This is a genomic window from Sulfuriferula sp. GW1, from assembly GCF_047300855.1.
GTDB lineage: Bacteria > Pseudomonadota > Gammaproteobacteria > Burkholderiales > Sulfuriferulaceae > Sulfuriferula.
This window is the reverse complement of sequence record NZ_CP170197.1, coordinates 386,270-403,791: the sequence shown is the minus strand read 5'-3', so window position 1 is coordinate 403,791 and position 17,522 is coordinate 386,270. Positions and strand designations below refer to the sequence as shown.

At 56.5% G+C, this 17,522-nt stretch carries 22 protein-coding genes; 6 read left to right on the top strand and 16 right to left on the bottom strand.

Features of this window, described 5'->3' with window-relative positions; translation table 11 throughout:
• The first annotated feature begins 54 nt into the window (after positions 1-54).
• Entirely contained in the window at positions 55-252 is a 198-nt protein-coding gene (locus tag ACFDAU_RS01965) for a twin transmembrane helix small protein (protein WP_124704595.1), read from the top strand.
• 63 nt (positions 253-315) lie between these two features.
• On the opposite strand, the gene ACFDAU_RS01960 is transcribed toward ACFDAU_RS01965, so the two are convergent.
• From ACFDAU_RS01960 to ACFDAU_RS01905, 12 genes are all read right to left on the bottom strand, one after another.
• Positions 316-1,167, bottom strand: a complete 852-nt coding sequence (locus tag ACFDAU_RS01960; protein ID WP_413438398.1) for a cytochrome c oxidase subunit 3 — start codon at positions 1,165-1,167, stop codon at positions 316-318.
• Between the two features lie 51 nt (positions 1,168-1,218).
• The gene (locus ACFDAU_RS01955) at positions 1,219-1,425 is read right to left on the bottom strand and encodes a DUF2970 domain-containing protein (protein ID WP_413438397.1); all 207 of its coding nucleotides are present in this window, start codon (positions 1,423-1,425) and stop codon (positions 1,219-1,221) included.
• The gene (locus ACFDAU_RS01950; protein ID WP_413438396.1) at positions 1,418-1,978 is read right to left on the bottom strand and encodes a cytochrome c oxidase assembly protein; all 561 of its coding nucleotides are present in this window, start codon (positions 1,976-1,978) and stop codon (positions 1,418-1,420) included. The genes ACFDAU_RS01955 and ACFDAU_RS01950 overlap by 8 nt, the downstream gene beginning before the upstream one ends.
• A gap of 143 nt (positions 1,979-2,121) precedes the next feature.
• Positions 2,122-3,702: a cytochrome c oxidase subunit I gene (ctaD, locus tag ACFDAU_RS01945; RefSeq protein WP_413438395.1), complete on the bottom strand. Its 1,581-nt coding sequence runs from the start codon at positions 3,700-3,702 to the stop codon at positions 2,122-2,124.
• Between the two features lie 28 nt (positions 3,703-3,730).
• Complete coding sequence (coxB, locus tag ACFDAU_RS01940) at positions 3,731-4,816, bottom strand: cytochrome c oxidase subunit II (RefSeq protein ID WP_413439486.1); 1,086 nt, start codon at positions 4,814-4,816, stop codon at positions 3,731-3,733.
• A 65-nt stretch (positions 4,817-4,881) separates the two neighbouring features.
• Positions 4,882-5,364 carry a DUF2244 domain-containing protein gene (locus tag ACFDAU_RS01935; RefSeq protein ID WP_413439485.1) on the bottom strand — a complete coding sequence of 161 codons (483 nt, stop codon included), beginning with the start codon at positions 5,362-5,364 and terminating at the stop codon, positions 4,882-4,884.
• Positions 5,365-5,532: 168 nt separating this feature from the next.
• Positions 5,533-6,213, bottom strand: a complete 681-nt coding sequence (gene bioD / locus ACFDAU_RS01930) for a dethiobiotin synthase (protein ID WP_413438394.1) — start codon at positions 6,211-6,213, stop codon at positions 5,533-5,535.
• Complete coding sequence (bioC, locus tag ACFDAU_RS01925) at positions 6,210-7,109, bottom strand: malonyl-ACP O-methyltransferase BioC (RefSeq protein ID WP_413438393.1); 900 nt, start codon at positions 7,107-7,109, stop codon at positions 6,210-6,212. The genes bioD and bioC overlap by 4 nt, the downstream gene beginning before the upstream one ends.
• Complete coding sequence (gene bioH, locus ACFDAU_RS01920) at positions 7,102-7,875, bottom strand: pimeloyl-ACP methyl ester esterase BioH (RefSeq protein ID WP_413438392.1); 774 nt, start codon at positions 7,873-7,875, stop codon at positions 7,102-7,104. Before bioH ends, bioC begins: the two co-directional genes overlap by 8 nt.
• A complete protein-coding gene (gene bioF / locus ACFDAU_RS01915; protein ID WP_413438391.1) occupies positions 7,862-9,046 on the bottom strand; it encodes an 8-amino-7-oxononanoate synthase in 1,185 nt (394 codons plus the stop codon). The genes bioH and bioF overlap by 14 nt, the downstream gene beginning before the upstream one ends.
• Positions 9,047-9,126: 80 nt before the next feature.
• A complete protein-coding gene (gene bioB / locus ACFDAU_RS01910) occupies positions 9,127-10,113 on the bottom strand; it encodes a biotin synthase BioB (RefSeq protein ID WP_413438390.1) in 987 nt (328 codons plus the stop codon).
• On the bottom strand, positions 10,106-10,492 hold the full coding sequence (locus ACFDAU_RS01905; RefSeq protein WP_413438389.1) for a hypothetical protein: 387 nt from the start codon (positions 10,490-10,492) through the stop codon (positions 10,106-10,108). The genes bioB and ACFDAU_RS01905 overlap by 8 nt, the downstream gene beginning before the upstream one ends.
• A 95-nt stretch (positions 10,493-10,587) precedes the next feature.
• Between ACFDAU_RS01905 and ACFDAU_RS01900 the strand changes: the two genes are divergently transcribed.
• Positions 10,588-11,262: a double zinc ribbon domain-containing protein gene (locus tag ACFDAU_RS01900; protein WP_413438388.1), complete on the top strand. Its 675-nt coding sequence runs from the start codon at positions 10,588-10,590 to the stop codon at positions 11,260-11,262.
• A gap of 30 nt (positions 11,263-11,292) precedes the next feature.
• On the opposite strand, the gene ACFDAU_RS01895 is transcribed toward ACFDAU_RS01900, so the two are convergent.
• The 4 genes from ACFDAU_RS01895 to aroB all read right to left on the bottom strand — a co-directional run bounded on the left by ACFDAU_RS01895 (position 11,293) and on the right by aroB (position 15,380).
• The gene (locus ACFDAU_RS01895) at positions 11,293-12,372 is read right to left on the bottom strand and encodes an alkene reductase (RefSeq protein ID WP_413439484.1); all 1,080 of its coding nucleotides are present in this window, start codon (positions 12,370-12,372) and stop codon (positions 11,293-11,295) included.
• A 98-nt stretch (positions 12,373-12,470) separates the two neighbouring features.
• The gene (locus tag ACFDAU_RS01890) at positions 12,471-13,067 is read right to left on the bottom strand and encodes a TetR/AcrR family transcriptional regulator (RefSeq protein WP_413438387.1); all 597 of its coding nucleotides are present in this window, start codon (positions 13,065-13,067) and stop codon (positions 12,471-12,473) included.
• A 104-nt stretch (positions 13,068-13,171) separates the two neighbouring features.
• Positions 13,172-14,308: a deoxyguanosinetriphosphate triphosphohydrolase gene (locus tag ACFDAU_RS01885; protein WP_413438386.1), complete on the bottom strand. Its 1,137-nt coding sequence runs from the start codon at positions 14,306-14,308 to the stop codon at positions 13,172-13,174.
• Entirely contained in the window at positions 14,292-15,380 is a 1,089-nt protein-coding gene (gene aroB, locus ACFDAU_RS01880) for a 3-dehydroquinate synthase (protein ID WP_413438385.1), read from the bottom strand. The genes ACFDAU_RS01885 and aroB overlap by 17 nt, the downstream gene beginning before the upstream one ends.
• Before the next feature lie 287 nt (positions 15,381-15,667).
• Between aroB and ACFDAU_RS01875 the strand changes: the two genes are divergently transcribed.
• From ACFDAU_RS01875 to ACFDAU_RS01860, 4 genes are read left to right on the top strand one after another with little or no spacing between them, the layout of a single operon-like run.
• Complete coding sequence (locus ACFDAU_RS01875) at positions 15,668-16,486, top strand: ABC transporter permease (protein ID WP_413438384.1); 819 nt, start codon at positions 15,668-15,670, stop codon at positions 16,484-16,486.
• A gap of 45 nt (positions 16,487-16,531) precedes the next feature.
• On the top strand, positions 16,532-16,861 hold the full coding sequence (locus ACFDAU_RS01870; RefSeq protein ID WP_413438383.1) for a nucleotidyltransferase family protein: 330 nt from the start codon (positions 16,532-16,534) through the stop codon (positions 16,859-16,861).
• Positions 16,854-17,234, top strand: a complete 381-nt coding sequence (locus ACFDAU_RS01865; protein ID WP_413438382.1) for an HI0074 family nucleotidyltransferase substrate-binding subunit — start codon at positions 16,854-16,856, stop codon at positions 17,232-17,234. The genes ACFDAU_RS01870 and ACFDAU_RS01865 overlap by 8 nt, the downstream gene beginning before the upstream one ends.
• A complete protein-coding gene (locus ACFDAU_RS01860) occupies positions 17,146-17,481 on the top strand; it encodes a type II toxin-antitoxin system MqsA family antitoxin (protein WP_413439483.1) in 336 nt (111 codons plus the stop codon). Before ACFDAU_RS01865 ends, ACFDAU_RS01860 begins: the two co-directional genes overlap by 89 nt.
• Positions 17,482-17,522: the final 41 nt, after the last annotated feature.

Below are 17,522 nucleotides of genomic sequence, written 5' to 3'. Positions count from 1 at the left end.
GGCATGTCTCGGTAGGCTGGGATAGACTAAAAAATTGTATCGCGGAGACCCGTCATGCGCATTATTGTGTTGATTTTTATTTTTCTGATTCTCGCCAGCCTGTTCAGTGCACTCTACTACCTCATCAAAGACAAAGGCCAATCCGAACGTACCGTCAAGGCACTTACGGTAAGGATCATATTGTCCCTCACTTTGTTCGCCCTGCTGATGCTCGGCTTCCATTTTGGCTGGTTGCCGCAACGCAGTGTGTAACCCGGAATAAAAGCGCCGCACACTTGCGCGTGCGGCGCAGTCCCCTTTATCCCCGCCTTGCTCTTATAACCAATACACCACCACAAACAGCAGCAACCAGACCACATCCACAAAGTGCCAATACCAGGACACTGCCTCGAACGCAAAATGATGGCTTGGCTTGAAGTGCCCAGCCATCGAACGAAACAGAATCACAATCAACATGATGGTGCCGATGGTGACATGAAAACCGTGAAACCCGGTCAGCATGAAAAACGTGGCGCCATATACACCCGCCCCCAGCGTCAGGCCCAGCTTGGTATAGGCTTCGTGATATTCATAGGCCTGCAAACCGAGGAAGCACATACCCAACGCGACGGTCAAGATCAGGCCAAGCACCAGTTGGGTGCGATTGTTTTTCTTCAATCCCCAGTGCGCCCAGGTCACGGTCAAACCTGAAGTCAGCAACAGCAAAGTATTGATGGCGGGGATGCCCCAAGCTTCCATCGGAGTGAATTTCGAGGCCAGCCCCGGACCGGCTGTCGGCCAAGTGGCCGTATAGTGCGGCCACAACTGCAGCATGGTTTCGCCCGAGCCCAGACCGGGAACCGAGATTGTTCGCGTATAGAACAACGCGCCGAAAAAAGCAGCGAAAAACATCACTTCTGAGAAAATGAACCAGCTCATGCTCCAGCGAAATGACAAATCCACCTGCTCGTTGTATTTGCCTGCTTCGCTCTCGCGTATGACTGTGCCAAACCAGCCAAACAGCATGAACAGCAGCACACCTGCTCCGGCAAGCATGACGAGCTTGCCATTGCCCATACTATTGAGATCCATGACAAATCCAAATGCCAGCAGCATCAATGCAATCGACCCGACAATCGGCCAATGCGATGGTGGTGCGAGGTAATATCTATCCTGATGCGTTTCCATGACTGTGCTCCTCCTTCACTGTTTTATTTTTTCACACGCCTAAAAATTATTTTACTTGGTCACCAGATAGACCAAAAATAAAATCGCACCTACCAATAATGCAGCACCTATCAACCCGGCCACGATGACCTGCATGGGCTTCAGATGGGTTACATCCGACTGGTAATCCGACTTGCGCCGGATACCCAGAAAACTCCAGAACACCGTCTTGGCCGCGCGCCAGCCGGAGAGTGTTTTACGCTGCCCATCCTCAACCACGTACGCCCTTATCGTTTGCTGCGACGGCCTGTGCATTCGGGTTCAGATTGAAAAACGTATACGAAAGGGTAATGGTCTTTACATCCTTCGGCAGAGCAGGATCAATTACAAACAATACCGGCATGATTTTGGTTTCATGTGGTTTAAGCACCTGTTTGGTAAAACAAAAACATTCGATTTTCTTGAAATATTGCACTGCAAGTGCAGGCGCATAACTCGGGATCGCCTGTCCGGAAATCGGCACATCACTGTTATTGACCGCCTGGTAATCCACCTGCATCAATTGCCCCGGATGCACCTCGACAATGGGCTTCATGGAGGAAAATTTCCATGGCATGTTTTCGTTGAGGTTGGCATCCAACTCAAGCCGTATTGTTCGACTCAGGTCTACCTGGGTATTTTTGGCGAGTTCCTGCTCACCACCCTTGTTGAGGCCACTGACTTCGCAAAGCTTGTTGTAAAACGGTATCAGCGCAAAACCGAACCCGAACATTGCAATAGCAACAATGCCCAGTTTTTTTAGCATTACCCGGTTGGCTTGCGTCGCGCTCATTGCCAGTGGTAAATAATGGTGTAAAGAAACAAGCCGACCGCTATCAAAGCTAGCGAGATCGCCGTGAAATATTTTTTAGCCTCGTTATTCAATATATTCACCCATTCCAGTTCGAGCAGGGCAATTACCCCGCCCGCTAATGCTTACTTAACCATCGGCGCTGTTTCAAACGTGTGATAGGGGGCGGGGGATGGCACTGTCCACTCCAGACCTTCCGCACCTTCCCAAACCTTGTCGGTTGCCTTGGCTCCGCCACGCACTGCTTTCAATACAACGATCAGGAAAATCAACTGGCTGGCGCCAAAGATGAATCCGCCAACCGAGGCAATCTGATTGAATTGGGTAAACTGCAACGCATAGTCTGGAATGCGGCGCGGCATCCCGGCCAACCCAAGGAAATGCATCGGGAAGAACAGGATATTCATGGAAATGACCGAGAGCCAGAAATGCAGCTTGCCCAACTTTTCGTCATACATATGCCCGGTCCATTTTGGCAACCAGTAATAGGCGCCCGCAAAAATAGAGAACAGCGCCCCGGATACCAGCACATAGTGAAAATGCGCGACGACGTAATAAGTATCCTGCAACTGGATATCGACTGGCGTAATTGCCAGCACCAATCCGGAAAACCCCCCCAGGGTAAAGAGGCATACAAAGGCCACCGCGAACAGCATTGGTGTCTCGAAAGTCATCGAACCTTTCCACATGGTGGCTACCCAGTTAAACACTTTTACCCCAGTTGGTACCGCTATCAACATGGTCGAATACATGAAGAACAACTGCCCTGCCGCCGGCATGCCCACGGTAAACATGTGGTGTCCCCAAACGATAAACGACAGAATGGCAATGGAACCGGTGGCATATACCATCGATGCATAACCAAACAGTGGCTTACGTGCAAACGTTGGAATAATCTGGGAAATGATGCCAAAGGCCGGCAATATCAGGATATACACTTCCGGGTGTCCGAAGAACCAGAAAATATGCTGGAACATGACTGGATCTCCGCCACCGGCGGCATTAAAGAAATGCGTACCGAAATGGCGGTCGGTCAGCAGCATGGTCACAGCACCCGCCAATACCGGCATGGTAGCGATCAGCAGATAGGCCGTGATCAACCATGTCCACACAAACAGCGGCATCTTCATCATCGTCATGCCGGGGGCACGCATGTTCAGGATAGTTGTGATGATGTTGATGGAACCCATAATGGACGAAGCACCCATGATGTGCACGGCGAAGATGGTGAGGTCATAGGATGCTCCTCCTTGTATGAACAGCGGAGGGTACATGGTCCAGCCACCTGCGACAGCGCCGCCGGGCAGGAAGAACTGGCCGATCAGGAAGATAGCTGCCACCGGCAACAGCCAGAAACTCCAGTTGTTCATGCGCGGAAACGCCATATCCGGCGCCCCGATCATCAGAGGAACCTGCCAGTTCGCAAACCCGGTAAATGCCGGCATGATCACACCAAAAATCATGATCAGACCATGCATGGTCGTAAGCTGGTTGAAGAACTCAGGATGCATGAACTGCATACCCGGCTCAAACAGCTCAGCACGAATCATCATCGCCAGACTGCCGGCAAAGAAGAACATGATCAACGCGAACCACAAATACAGCGTGCCGATATCCTTATGGTTGGTTGTTTTTACCCAGCGCATCAAACCACTGGGGTGATGATCATGACCATGATCGTGATCGTGAGCGTGTGTCGCATCCATATCGAGTCTCCTCTTCTTGCTCGCTTGATTATTTACGCAGTGCTTTGATTTCAGACGGCTGGATCACATCGCCAGTATGATTATTCCAGGCGTTACGCTCATATGTGACCACCGCTGCAATTTCGGTATCGGACAGTTGCGCTGCAAATGCTGCCATCGCGGTCCCCGGCTTACCGTTCATCACCAGATTAATGTGCGCCTCCTTGTTGCCGGTAGCAATCTTGGAGCCGTTTAGAGCCGGGAATGCTCCAGGAATCCCCATACCCGAGGCCTGATGGCAGGCCGCGCAATGGGTGGTGAATACCTTTTCGCCTTTGCTCTTCATCTCGTCCAGGGTATAGACCTTGTTGGGATCCTCGACCACAGCCGCCATTTTGGCTTTCTGTTCAGCCAGCCATTTAGCGTAGTCCTCGGGGGTTTTAGCCTCGACCACAACAGGCATGAAGCCGTGGTCCTTGCCACACAGCTCGGAACATTGGCCGCGGTAAATACCCGGCTTTTCAACCTTGAACCAGGTATCGCGGATAAACCCTGGAATCGCGTCCTGCTTCACACCGAAGGCCGGTACCGACCATGAGTGGATGACATCGTCTGCAGTAACCAGCATGCGGATTTTTTTGCCGGTCGGCACCACCAGGGGGTGATCCACCTCCAGCAGGTAGTGCGCATCTTTCGCGGCCTTGTTGTCAATCTGCTCCCTGGGGGTCGCTAAATTACTGAAAAAATGTATTCCTTCCTGCAAGTAATCGTATTCCCATTTCCATTGAAAGCCGGTCACCTTGATCGTCATGTCCGGACTGGCCGTATCCTTCATGGCCAGTACCGTCTTGGTCGCGGGAAACGCCATGCCTATCAGGATAAAAAACGGAATGATCGTCCAGATAACCTCAACCGTGGTGTTTTCATGGAAATGGGCCGCCTGATGGCCCTTGGACTTGCGATGCGCATAAATGGAATAGAACATGGTGCCGAACACCACCACGAATATCCCCAGCACCACATACATTATCAGTGTGTGAAGATGATAAATTTGATCGGCAATCGGTGCTTCCGGTGTTTGAAGATTCAGCTCATAGGCCGCGTGCGCCAAATTCGTTGCCAAAGCCAGTCCCATGCCTGCGACCGATCCCAACATTCGTTTTATTTTCATGCCTTCTCCCATCCTCATGATGCTACTTATTATTGACATCCCAGCCGTCGTTCCAGCTGATGCGCCAGTTCGGTACGTAACTCATCGTTAAGATGCCGCCCCAATTCCTGCTCTGTTCCATGTGAACGCAGCGCAACGCGGCACTGCTGGCCCACGGAATGACATTGCAACACCACCTGCGCCCAGCAGCGGTGATATTCGGAGCGAATGACGCGCACATTATCGCGACGCTCCAGCACGAGCGAATCGCCCTCAATGGTAATGCGTTCGTAATCGTTTTCGTGGCAGGAAAGTTGATAAAACGCCAGCAGCACAACCAGCATTTCAAATCCGGCAAAAGGCAGAATAGGCCAGGCACCCATTGCAGTAAACACCACTGCAGGAATCGACAGAATCAGAAAAAAAGAAGCCAGAACGAGAATTTTTCCCGACCGCGACAGGGAACAATTGGGACGAGCAGTGATGCAACAATCCACTGCTCCTGCCTGTGTGATGTGTATGCCACCGTACATTTGAAAGTGCATATCCCGCTGTTGTCTTTTTTAGTCGGATGCCCTGCGACCTTTTGCCACGCCAGCTAAATTAGCACAGCATGGCTTCGACAACAATCAAAATATGTAATGCAAGCTTTTGAAATGCTTATATATTTATTAATTAAATAACACTATTCTAATTTTCTGTTAGAGCAATTTTTCGAATGTGAGAGGGGCAGAAACAGCTGAAAAATCCATACTGGCCAGCCACGGCACTACGCCCAGCAAAGGCATATTGAGGCGCTGCTGTAGCGTCGCCAGATTGGCGTCAAATTGCGCCATGGCGGGATCAATCCGGTTGGCCACCCAACCCGCCAGTGGCAGCCCGGCCTGCCGGATGGCTTCGGCGCTAAGCAACGCATGGTTGATGCAACCCAGGCGCATACCAACCACCAGTATCACCGGCAAGGACAGCTTGCGCGCGAGGTCGGCCATATCCTGATGATCATTCAACGGCACGCGAAAACCGCCTGCGCCTTCCACGATCACGACATCGGCCTGCGCGTGCAAGGCATCACAAGCCCGCGCGATCACATCCAGCTGGATTGTCACCCCGGCCTGCGCAGCTGCAATGTGCGGCGCGATGGCGGCCTCGAAACAGTAGGGATTCACCAGCGCTGGCGCTACGTCCACATTGGCTGCGGCGCGCAGTTGCTCCACATCATCCCAATACGCCACCCCATCACGCCACTCGCATCCCGCCGCCACCGGTTTCATTCCGGCCACGCGCAATCCGCGTTGGGCAAAATAGCGCAGCAGGGCAGCCGATATCAGCGTCTTGCCCACACCGGTGTCGGTGCCGGTGACGAAGTAGCCCCGCGCTGTCATGGCAGGCCTTTCTCCGTGCGGCGCCTCTGGATATTCATCTGGATGATTTGCTGGCCATTGGCGGTACGGGTTTTCTGGTTCACCCAGGCGTGGCCATAGATCACTTCGTAAGTGGACGGCAGGCGACCTTCATGGCGAAATTTTTCATATGCCGTTTCCAGCGCCTGCCAGCGCGCGCGCCCCATCAGTCCGGGATTGCGCCCCGCCGTGACGTTGTGCGCGCCGATTGCCTTGAGCTCCCGCATCAGCGTTTTCAGATCGTCATAAGTCAGCGTGATGTATTCCATGTCCATCACCGGCGTACTGAACCCCGCATGGACCAGCACATCGCCGATGTCGTGCATATCGACGAAACGGTTGACGTGGCTGTAACCATCCACCGTGTTGAACGCCTGACGCAATTCCTTGAGCGTATCCGGGCCGAAGGTGGAAAACATCAGCAAACCATTGGGCGCCAGCACCCGGTGCAATTCCGCAAAGCTCACATTGAGATCATTGCACCATTGCAGCGCGAGATTGGACCACACCATGTCCACGCTGGAAGTTTTCAGCGGCAGCCGGTCAATGTCCGCGCACACTGCGCTAAACGGCGCAGCACGACTGATGCGCTGCCACAGGCTGGGCTTGGGGCGGGCGATCTGCAACATGGATTCAGCCAGATCCAGCGCCACCAGATGCGCTTCCGGGTAGCGCCCGCGCAGGCTGGTCGTGCCATAACCTGTGCCCGCACCGGCATCCAGCAAGGTACCAGGCGTGTGTTTTACATAGTCGAGCCGCTCCAGCATGCGGTCGCAAATTTCGCGCTGCAACACGGCATGTGCGTCATAACTGGCGGCAGCGTGGTCGAAGGCCGCACGCACCTGTTTTTTGTCGAGATCGTAAATGGCGTCAGTCATGCAAAAAATCCGTCAGCGCCGCAACAAACTCGACACGATGCGAGAGAAAGGGGGCGTGTGAAGCGCCGGAAATACGACACAAATTGCCACCCGGCAGGTGTTGCGCCAGCCATTCGCCAGCAGCCATCGGGGCCAGGGCATCGTGGCTGCCGTGTATCACCAAAGCGCGTTGAGTGATGTCCGGAACGACGCTCCGCAAATCGGCATCGAGCAAAATGGTCAGTCCGGCTTCGAGTACTGCCTGGTCCGGCCTGCCGCGCACAAACAGCAACTCGCGCAGTCGTGCCAGCACTGCTCGCGCCGATTCGTCTCCTCTGGCCTGCAAGGCAAGGAAACGCTTCAGCGTGCCTTCATAATCATTCACCAGGCTTTCCGCGAAGAGTTGCAATACTTCACGCTGAATGCCCTGCGGCCAATCGGCGCGCGTCACAAAGCATGGATTGGTGCCCACGGTAACCAGTCTGCCCACCTGCGCCGGATATAACCGCGCCATGGTCAGCGCCAGCTGTCCGCCAAGCGACCAGCCGCATACATCGAAATGCGCCGGCAATGCATCGATCAAACGCGCTGCCAACGTTTCCAGCGTGTAAGGAGTGAGCGCTGCACTGCCGCCATAGCCGGGCAAATCCACAATATGCAATTGATGATGCCGAGCCAGCTCGTCGGTCACACCCGCCCAGACTCCGCCGTGCATGCCCCAGCCGTGCAGCAGCGCCAGCGGCGCGCCCTGTCCACCTACTTCGATATGCAAATCAGCCCGCTGCATGAATACTGTTAAGCGCGTCCACCAGCTGCGCCACATCGGCTTCAGTGTGTGCCGCGCTCAGCGAGATGCGCAGACGCGCGCTGTTGGCAGGCACCGTAGGCGGGCGGATCGCCGGTACCAGGATGCCGCGTTCGAGCAAGCGCTGACTGGCTGCCAGCACTGCATCGTTGCTACCGATCAGCACAGGCTGGATGGGGGTGGCGGAATCCATCAGCTGCCAGTTTGGGGTATGCAGACCGGCACGCAATTGCTTGATCAGGTTTTGCAAATGCGCACGCAAACCGTCACCCGCTTCGATCAGATCAATGCTGGCGAGCAAAGCCGCCGACAGCAGCGGCGGCGTCGCGGTCGTGTAAATATAGGTGCGCGCTTTTTGCAGCAGCCATTCGATCACCTCTGCCTCACCTGCCACGACCGCTCCGAATACACCGGCGGCTTTGCCCAGCGTGGCCATGTAGATGATGCGTGGCGACGCCAGGCCGAAGTGCACCAACGCCCCACGCCCACCCGCGCCCAGCACACCAAAACCGTGCGCATCATCCACCAGCAGCCACGCGTCGTAACGCTCACACAGCGCCAGCAAATCAGGCAGCGGCGCCAAGTCGCCGTCCATGCTGAATACCGCATCCACCAGCACCAGCTTTTGCACTGCGCGGCTGGATGACAGTTGGGTTTCCAACGCAGCCAGATCGTTGTGCGGGTAACGCGTCAATTTTGCGCGCGACAACAGCGCGGCATCGTTGAGCGAGGCATGGTTGAGACGGTCGGCAAATACCTCGCCGTCGCGCCCGATCAGCGCCGTCACCACGCCGATATTGGCCATATAACCGGTGGAAAATAGCAACGCGGCAGGCAAGCCGACGAATTCGGCAATACGCATTTCCAGCGCATGGTGGAGCGCATGGTGGCCGGTGATGAGATGCGAAGCACCCGCACCCACACCCGTGCCGAGTACTGCCTGGCTGGCCGCAGCAATCAGCGCAGGATGATTGGCCAATCCAAGATAGTCATTGCTGCAGAACGACAGTAAGGCGCGCCCCTCAACATGCACGCGGGCGCCCTGCGGTGATTCGAGCAAACGCCGGTTACGCCGCAGGCTTTGCGCCTTGAGCTGGGCCAGTTCGGCGCGGAGGCGTTCCAGTGCATTAAAGGGAGGAAGCGATGTAATCACGTGAACTACGAAATCGACAGAATGACGGGATCGCAGAACTACCTGCCGCGAGCAGCTTTCATCCTGTCAATCCCTCCGGATCAATGCGACTCGCCCTGCGGCCGTATTCCCAGCTTGTTCAGCAGATCTCGGTCGCGCGTCACATCCGGGTTGCCGGTGGTCAGCAGTTTTTCGCCATAAAAAATCGAGTTGGCGCCGGCCAGAAAACACAGCGCCTGTATGGCTTCAGACATCTCCTGCCGTCCGGCGGACAACCGCACATAGCTCTTCGACAAGGCGATGCGCGCCACCGCGATGGTGCGCACGAATTCGAGCGGGTCGAGCGCCTCGGTGTCCTGCAACGGCGTGCCTTCCACCTGCACCAGCATGTTGATCGGCACCGATTCCGGCTGCGGGTCGAGGTTGGCGAGCTGTGCAATCAGCCCGGCGCGCTGGGTGCGTGACTCACCCATGCCGACGATACCGCCGCAGCATACATGCAGGTCAGCGCCGCGCACGCGATCCAGCGTGTCGAGCCGGTCCTGGTAGGCGCGCGTGGTGATGACCTCACCGTAGAACTCGGGCGCGGTATCGAGGTTGTGGTTGTAGTAATCCAGTCCGGCATCTTTCAACTGCTCGGCCTGACCGTCTTTCAGCATGCCCAGCGTGGCGCAGGTTTCCAGCCCGAGCGCCTTGACCTCGCGCACCATGTCCAGCACCGGATCCAGATCGCGCTGCTTGGGCCCGCGCCAGGCGGCGCCCATGCAAAAGCGCGTCGCACCGGCGGCCTTGGCTGCGCGCGCTGCATCCAGCACGGCATCCATTTCCAGCAGGCCCTGATTTTCTACTCCGGTGTCGTAGCGCGCGGCTTGCGGGCAGTACCCGCAATCCTCGGAGCAGCCGCCGGTCTTGATGGAAAGCAGCGTAGACAGTTGCACGGTATTGGGGTCGAAATGCTCGCGGTGCACGCTTTGCGCGCGAAACATCAGATCATTGAAAGGCAGCGCAAACAACGCCTCCACCTCGGCCACGCGCCATTTTTCGTTGGCCGGCTCGATCAAGGCTGCGGGTTGGGTCATGTCATTCATTGGTGTCTACCTCTATGGTCATATCCTGCCATTCCTCATGGCCCGCCTTGTAAATACTCCACAGCCCCCACGGCACCACCACAATGGCCAGTATCGCCCATATCGCCACCAAGCCATGCCAGTTGCCGAACAGGACATAAATTGGCTGACCGAACACCATCATCGCCCCGGCTGCGCCATAGAATCGATAGCCGGAAAAGCGGTTGTACTCAGCCGTGCGCGGGTTCGGATGATGGGCGATCGAGGCATATACAAAAATGGATGCGGCAATCCAGATCATCAGCAAAGGTGGAATCAGCGTGGCCGTTACGCTGGCGATGTTGAACATCTGTGCCGAAAATCGCGATTGCTCGGCGGTAATAAGCTTTTTGACTTTCATGCACGAGGGGGCGCGTTAGAATGCTCGAATTGTCTTTTATTTGAGCTGGATAGTCAATTTCGTCTGTGCCAATATTGAACATCTGCACAAAATTTATGCAAACCTTGCTGCCGCAGGATTGCCTGCTATGCGGTGCATTCTCCGGTCGCGCCAAGCTATGTGCCGGCTGTGCCGCTGACCTGCCCTACCATAACCAGGCGTGTTGCCCGGTGTGTGCACTCCCCACGCTGGATGGCAAAGTATGTGGGCACTGCCTTAAACGTGCGCCCCACTTTGCTCATACATGGGCTGCCTTTACCTATGCTTTTCCGCTGGATCGTTTGGTTCAGTCACTCAAATACAGCCACAATTTCGCCGTCGTCTCTCTGCTTGCAGACTCCCTGGCAATGCAGGTGAAGGGCAAGCCTTTACCGGATGCGCTGATTCCCATGCCGTTACACCCCAACCGGCTCAGGCAGCGGGGCTTTAATCAGGCGCATGAAATCGCCCGGCATGTCGCCCACAATCTGCATCTGCCGGTATTGCCCCACGCCGCCTCGCGCGTCATTGACACGCCGCCGCAAACCAGCCTGCCGCTCAAGGAACGGCGCAAAAACCTGCGTGGCGCATTTGCCTGCGACCCCAGCATTCGAGGCAAACGTGTCGCCATCGTGGATGACGTCATGACCAGCGGCAGCACACTGGATACGCTGGCCGAAACCCTGCTCAAAGCCGGCGCGCTGGAAGTGCAATGCTGGGTGATTGCGCGGGCATTGCAGCATGGCTTCTGACGCCGCTGCCCGGCTATCACTCAGTCCAGCTTAATGATCCAGAAAAGGATAATCGGTGTAGCCGTGCTCATCACCACCATATAGCGTCGCGGGGTCCAGCTCATTGAGCGGCGCATTGCGGCGCAAGCGCTCGACCAGATCCGGGTTGGAAATGAACGGCCGGCCGAAGGCGACCAGATCAACAGCATTGTCAGCCCTTGCAGCAAGCGCCATCTCGCGCGTGTAGCAATTATTGGCCATGTAGGTATTCGGGAAGCGCTTGCGCATGGCTTTGAAATCGAAATCGCGGCCGGTTTCGCGCGGGCCGCCGGTATTGCCTTCGATCATGTGCAGGAAGCCCAGTTTCCGGGCTGCCAGCTGCTCGACTACGTAACCATACAGCGCTGCCGGATCACTGTCGTCGATGTCATTGAACGTGCTCAGCGGCGACAGGCGCACCCCGACACGTTCCGCATCCCAAACCGAGAGCACGGCGTCGGTAACTTCGAGCAACAGGCGCGCGCGGTTTTCGACGCTGCCACCGTAAATATCGGTACGCTGATTGGTTTTGTCGCGCAGGAACTGGTCGAGCAGGTAGCCGTTCGCGCCATGTATCTCCACCCCATCAAAACCCGCGTCGCGGGCATTCTGTGCCGCGTTGTGGTAATCGGCAACGATGCCGGCAATCTCCGCTGTTTCCAGGGACCGCGGGGTGACCATATCTTCCTTGCCTTTGCTGGTATACACCGTACCTTCGGGTTTGATCGCCGAAGGCGCAACGGGCAGTCCGCCATCAGGCTGAAAATCGGGGTGCGAAATGCGTCCCACATGCCAGAGCTGAAGGAATATCTTTCCGCCCGCGCCATGCACCGCATCCGTCACCTTGCGCCATCCCGCAACCTGTTCCGGGCTATAGATGCCGGGCGTCTGGATATAGCCTTTGCCCTGCTGGGAAATCTGTGTCGCCTCGCTGATAATCAATCCGGCGCTGGCGCGCTGCGTGTAATACGTTACCGCGAGCGGGCCGGGCACATCGCCAGCCAGTGCGCGGCTGCGGGTAAGTGGCGCCATGACAATACGATTGGCCAGCGTCAGGGTGCCGAGCTGATAGGGTTGAAAAAGGTCGGTCATTGTCGATACATCGGGCTTGCTTTGGTGCACGGTAGTCATTACGAGCTCCTGTAGTTACGGACTGAACAGTCCAAAATGATTAAAAAAAACCGCATTGCTTAATGAGAAGGCCCTAGCAGGCATTCCAATTGCACATCAATGATTGCCGCCAGTCTGTGCGTCTCCACACCCCCCTTGGCCAGCACCTGAATACCGGCAATCAAGTTCAGCAGCATGTCGGCGCTGTGGGCAGGCTCAAACCCGGGCGGTATCGAGCCATCCGCGTTTCCACGCTGGATGGTTTCTGCCAGAAACTCGGCAAGCAGGTCGAGGTGATGGCGCACCGCATCTTCAATTTCGCGATCATGCGGCGCCAGTTCCACGGCAATATTCACGATCAGACAACCGCAGCGCTGGCTGGGCCGGCAGGCAGCCGGATCGATACTGTGCCTGACCCACTCGGCAAGCAGCATCGCAACCGGCCCATCAGCACTGAAATGACGCCGGGTCTCGGCCAACTCGCGTGCGCTGTAGCGACTCAATGCCGCCAGCAGCGCCTCGCGCTTGCTCCCGAAACATTCGTAAAAACTGCTTTTGCTCAAGCCCATGGCCGCCGTCAGATCCGTCATCGACGTGGCTTCATAGCCTTTGAGCCAGAACGCGTTGAGCGCCTGGTCAAGGGCATGGTCGATATCGAATTCGCGACAGCGGGGCATAAATAGTCTGCTCAGGAAAGGTAAAAACCTTACCGGACCGAACGGTCCAATACAAGCCTTATTTTTATTCAGTACTTCGAAAGACTTGTAGCACCCATAGAACGCTACAGGCTGACTTCCTCAATCGTAAACAATCGCCGGTACTCGCGCATGGCATAGCGGTCTGTCATCCCGGCGATATAGTCTGCGATGGCACGCGGCGCGTCGACATGGGCTTTTTCCTGGTGTTCCACGGGCAACAGGCCAGGATCGGACAGAAACACTGCAAACAGCTCAGTGACCACACGCACAGCCTTGGTGCTCATGCGCGCGACACGGAAATGGCGGTACAGGTATTTGCGCAAGAACTGTTTGAGCTCGCGATTTTCGTTCGCAATAGCGGGGCTGAAACCGACGAGCATGGGCGCGGCGCGCACTTCGTCCAGGCTTTGCACCCCCGCCGCATCGATGGCGGCCTGGCTATGTTCCACCAGGTCGAGCACCAGGGTGTTGATCATGCGCCGCACGGTTTCATTGATCAGGCGGCGGCCATTGAGCTGCGGATATTTGGTCTTGGCTGCCTGCAGGTGGCGCGCAAACAGATCCACCTGTTCCAGTTGTTCCAGCGTGATCAGTCCCGAGCGCAGGCCATCATCGACGTCGTGGTTGTTGTAGGCGATCTCGTCGGCGAGGTTGGCAACCTGCGCCTCCAGGCTGGGCTGCTGTTTCATGATGAAGCGCTCACCGACGTCACCCAGCATGCGCGCATGATGCAGCGAACAGTGCTTGAGGATGCCTTCGCGCGTCTCGAAGCACAAATTGAGGCCGTCGAATTCGGCGTAGCGCTCTTCCAGCTTGTCCACCACGCGCAAGGATTGCAGGTTATGTTCGAAACCGCCGTATTCCTTCATGCAGGCGTTGAGCGCATCCTGCCCGGCGTGGCCGAACGGCGTGTGGCCGAGATCGTGCGCCAGCGACACCGCTTCAACCAGGTCTTCGTTCAGTGTCATGATGCGTGCGATGGTGCGGCCGATCTGCGCGACTTCCAGACTGTGTGTGAGACGCGTTCGGAACAGGTCGCCCTCGTGGTTCACGAACACCTGGGTCTTGTATTCCAGGCGCCGGAACGCGCTGGAATGAATGATGCGATCGCGGTCGCGCTGGAATTCGCTGCGTGGCGCAGCCGACGGTTCAGGGTGACGCCGCCCGCGCGAATCGGCGCTGCGCGCGGCGTAGGGAGCAAGTTCAGGCCGGCTGGACATAGTGGGTAAGCGCCGCCTCCAGGTCGGCTTGCGGCACCTCGGCGGTCACAAACGCCGCCCCGATGCCGCGCAACAACACAAAGCGGATACGCCCGCCTTCGACTTTTTTATCCAGCCCCATGTGCTGCATGTATGCCTCCACGCCCAGATCGGGCGCAGTGTCGGGCAGGCCGGCGCGGAGGTACAGACTGCGCACGCGTTCGACTTCAGCTGCGCTCATCAGCCCCATGCGCCGCGACACGTCCGCCGCCAGCACGGTACCGGCGGCCACCGCCTCGCCGTGCAGCCAGTTGCCGTAGCCCATGCCGGACTCGATGGCGTGGCCGAAGGTATGGCCGAGATTCAGCAACGCGCGCAGGCCGGATTCGCGCTCGTCCTTGGCCACTACTTCGGCCTTGACTTCGCACGAGCGGCGCACCGCGTAGGCAATGGCCTCTGCATCCAATGCGCGCAGTTTTTCGACGTTGGCTTCGAGCCAGTCGAAAAAAGCCGCGTCGTAGATCAGTCCGTATTTGATCACCTCCGCCAGCCCGGCAGACAGCTCGCGCGGCGGCAGGGTTTTCAGCGTATCGGTATCGGCCAGCACCAGTTGCGGCTGGTAGAACGCACCGACCATGTTCTTGCCCAATGGATGGTTGATGCCGGTCTTGCCGCCCACCGAGGAATCCACCTGCGCCAGCAGCGTGGTGGGAATCTGGATAAACGGCACGCCGCGCAGATAGCTCGCCGCCGCAAAGCCGGTGAGGTCGCCGATCACGCCGCCGCCTAGCGCGATCAGCGTAGTCTTGCGCTCGCAGCGATGGGTCAGCAATGCGTCGAAAATCGTATTCAGCGTTTCCCAGGTTTTGTATTGCTCGCCGTCGGGCAGCACTATCGGCACCACGTCCACGTCGTTCAGCGCCAGGCCGTCACCAAGCGTTTGCAGATATAGGGGCGCCACCGTGGTGTTGGTAACGATGGCGACGCGTTTTTGCGCCAGATGCGGCAGGATCAAAGCGGGCTGGTGCAGCAGTTTGGCGCCGATGTGGATGGGGTAGCTGCGCTCGCCCAGGTCTACGGTGAGTGTTTGCATGTTTATGGTTCGTCGTAAGCGTCGAGTTCTCAATCTGATCGGATATTGTAGCCGATCCCACCTCAAGGCTGGTTTTGGCGTGCCGACCCCTCTATCCCATGGCATCGCCGCAGAAAAGATGCGGCGGCAGTGACGCGCTTACTTGCATAATGAGCACAGCCGGCAGGCATAGCGTTTGCTTTATGCATAAGATTGCCAACATAATGAACAGGCGACGATAATTCACCGTCATAATCATTGATTACAATAAACGCGACCAAATCGCCACTAATTTCGAGCCACTCCATATGATTCAAGTTGCAAAAAGCCTGTACGGTTATCGCGAACTGCTGGCCGCGCTGGCATGGAAAAACATCACCGTGCGCTACAAGCAGGCGTATCTGGGTATCGCCTGGGCCATCGTCAAGCCTCTCACGCTGATGCTGATCTTCACCTTGGTCAAGAGTTTCGTCGGCATCGACAGCGGCGATATTCCCTACCCTATCCTGACCTTCGCCGCGCTGATGCCGTGGACCTTTTTTCAGGAATCCGCATCGGAAGGCGTGACCAGCGTCGTGGGCAATGCCAACCTGATCAAGAAAATCTATTTCCCGCGCGAGATCTTCCCGCTCACCGCAGTCGTCACCAAGCTGGTGGAACTGGGTATCAACTTCTTTATCCTCGCCGGGCTCATGGTCTGGTATCAGATGATGCCCAGCATCTATATGCTTTGGGTGCCGCTCATTATTCTCTACACCCTGCTGGCGGCTTTGACAGTTGCTTTCGTTGGCGCGGCCATCAATGTCTATTACCGTGACGTCGGCACCGCGTTGCCGGTGCTGCTGTCCCTGCTCATGTACGCCTCGCCGGTGATCTATCCTCTGCAGCTGGTGAAAGAAAAACTGCTGGTGCATCAGGCGGCCGGGGAGTGGTCGCACGCGCTCTATACCCTGTACACCCTGAACCCTCTGGCTGGCATCATCGACGCGTTTCAGAGCGTGGTATTGAGAAATGAAGCGCCCGACATAACGGCTATGATTCCAGGCATGATCCTGATTGCCATCCTGCTGCCCTTGAGCTACGCCTTCTTCAAGCGGGCGGAATCGTATTTCGCGGACGTGATTTAGAGGCAGCGAGTCTATAGAGATAGGGATTGTGAAAATTTGACCCTCATGACCAATATCGATAAGCAAACGACAGACGCGCGAGAGCAGGAAATCCGGGCGATGCTTGTCGCCACCATGCGCGCCAATACAAACCGTCTGGGCGGCCACCAGGTTGTCCTGTTCGGTTCTCGCGCTCAAGGCAAGGCCAAGTCGCGTTCCGATTTTGATCTTGGTGTCGTTGGCGACACGCCGCTGCCGCTGGCGGATTTTTTTGCCATCCAGGACATGCTCGACGAATTGCCAACCTTGTACCGCATAGACTGGGTTGACTTCGCTCGGGTCAGCGAGCGGTTCCGTTCGCAAGCACTGAAAAATGCAGAGGTGATCTATGAGTGAAAGCTGGATCATTGACGATTTCGCTGCTGCGCTTGAGCAGTTTGAAGCCGCCATGCAAGTGGTGCCGGAAAGTGACCTGATCAAGGCGGGTTGCATCCAGTATTTCGAGTTCACGTTTGAACTCGCATGGAAGTCAGTCAAAATTCTTGCTGAACAGGCCGGCCTGGAAGCGGGTGGATCGCCCAGATCCTGTTTGAAAACAGCCTTTGCACAAAGCTGGATTGATGATGAACCGCTCTGGCTGGAAATGCTGGAAGCCAGAAACCGGATGTCACATACTTACCATGCCAAGGAGGCATTGCAAGTGTATGACCGGTTGTCGCATTTCACGCGACCTATGCGAACACTGTTGGTCGCCTTGCGAACGGCCTGAAATGCTGGAGGAAGCTAATATGAAGTGCGTTATCCGCAACCGGGGAGCAACCCGCGAAGGATTCGCCACTGCTACACTTGAACGCGGACAAGCCACTATGGCATTCAAGCACGTGCCCGCCCAAGTCTGTTCAAACTGCGGTGAAGAATACATAGATGATACCGTCGTCAGGCACCTGCTTGAACACACGGATGAGACACCGGACGCCGGCGTCGAGTTGGACGTCAGACAGTACAAAGCAGCATGAAAATCGAACAGGGGAATCAGCCCCGCCGCCCACTAACCCCT

What these genes read in the sequence shown, in the direction of transcription:
- ACFDAU_RS01965 (WP_124704595.1), top strand. Translation starts at nt 55, where the DNA reads ATGCGCATTATTGTGTTGATTTTTATTTTTCTGATTCTCGCCAGCCTG.
- ACFDAU_RS01960 (WP_413438398.1), bottom strand. Translation starts at nt 1,167, where the DNA reads ATGGAAACGCATCAGGATAGATATTACCTCGCACCACCATCGCATTGG.
- ACFDAU_RS01950 (WP_413438396.1), bottom strand. Translation starts at nt 1,978, where the DNA reads ATGAGCGCGACGCAAGCCAACCGGGTAATGCTAAAAAAACTGGGCATT.
- ctaD (WP_413438395.1), bottom strand. Translation starts at nt 3,702, where the DNA reads ATGGATGCGACACACGCTCACGATCACGATCATGGTCATGATCATCAC.
- coxB (WP_413439486.1), bottom strand. Translation starts at nt 4,816, where the DNA reads ATGGGACTGGCTTTGGCAACGAATTTGGCGCACGCGGCCTATGAGCTG.
- ACFDAU_RS01935 (WP_413439485.1), bottom strand. Translation starts at nt 5,364, where the DNA reads ATGTACGGTGGCATACACATCACACAGGCAGGAGCAGTGGATTGTTGC.
- bioD (WP_413438394.1), bottom strand. Translation starts at nt 6,213, where the DNA reads ATGACAGCGCGGGGCTACTTCGTCACCGGCACCGACACCGGTGTGGGC.
- bioC (WP_413438393.1), bottom strand. Translation starts at nt 7,109, where the DNA reads ATGACTGACGCCATTTACGATCTCGACAAAAAACAGGTGCGTGCGGCC.
- bioH (WP_413438392.1), bottom strand. Translation starts at nt 7,875, where the DNA reads ATGCAGCGGGCTGATTTGCATATCGAAGTAGGTGGACAGGGCGCGCCG.
- bioB (WP_413438390.1), bottom strand. Translation starts at nt 10,113, where the DNA reads ATGAATGACATGACCCAACCCGCAGCCTTGATCGAGCCGGCCAACGAA.
- ACFDAU_RS01905 (WP_413438389.1), bottom strand. Translation starts at nt 10,492, where the DNA reads ATGAAAGTCAAAAAGCTTATTACCGCCGAGCAATCGCGATTTTCGGCA.
- ACFDAU_RS01900 (WP_413438388.1), top strand. Translation starts at nt 10,588, where the DNA reads ATGCAAACCTTGCTGCCGCAGGATTGCCTGCTATGCGGTGCATTCTCC.
- ACFDAU_RS01895 (WP_413439484.1), bottom strand. Translation starts at nt 12,372, where the DNA reads ATGACCGACCTTTTTCAACCCTATCAGCTCGGCACCCTGACGCTGGCC.
- ACFDAU_RS01890 (WP_413438387.1), bottom strand. Translation starts at nt 13,067, where the DNA reads ATGCCCCGCTGTCGCGAATTCGATATCGACCATGCCCTTGACCAGGCG.
- ACFDAU_RS01885 (WP_413438386.1), bottom strand. Translation starts at nt 14,308, where the DNA reads ATGTCCAGCCGGCCTGAACTTGCTCCCTACGCCGCGCGCAGCGCCGAT.
- aroB (WP_413438385.1), bottom strand. Translation starts at nt 15,380, where the DNA reads ATGCAAACACTCACCGTAGACCTGGGCGAGCGCAGCTACCCCATCCAC.
- ACFDAU_RS01875 (WP_413438384.1), top strand. Translation starts at nt 15,668, where the DNA reads ATGATTCAAGTTGCAAAAAGCCTGTACGGTTATCGCGAACTGCTGGCC.
- ACFDAU_RS01870 (WP_413438383.1), top strand. Translation starts at nt 16,532, where the DNA reads ATGACCAATATCGATAAGCAAACGACAGACGCGCGAGAGCAGGAAATC.
- ACFDAU_RS01865 (WP_413438382.1), top strand. Translation starts at nt 16,854, where the DNA reads ATGAGTGAAAGCTGGATCATTGACGATTTCGCTGCTGCGCTTGAGCAG.
- ACFDAU_RS01860 (WP_413439483.1), top strand. Translation starts at nt 17,146, where the DNA reads ATGCCAAGGAGGCATTGCAAGTGTATGACCGGTTGTCGCATTTCACGC.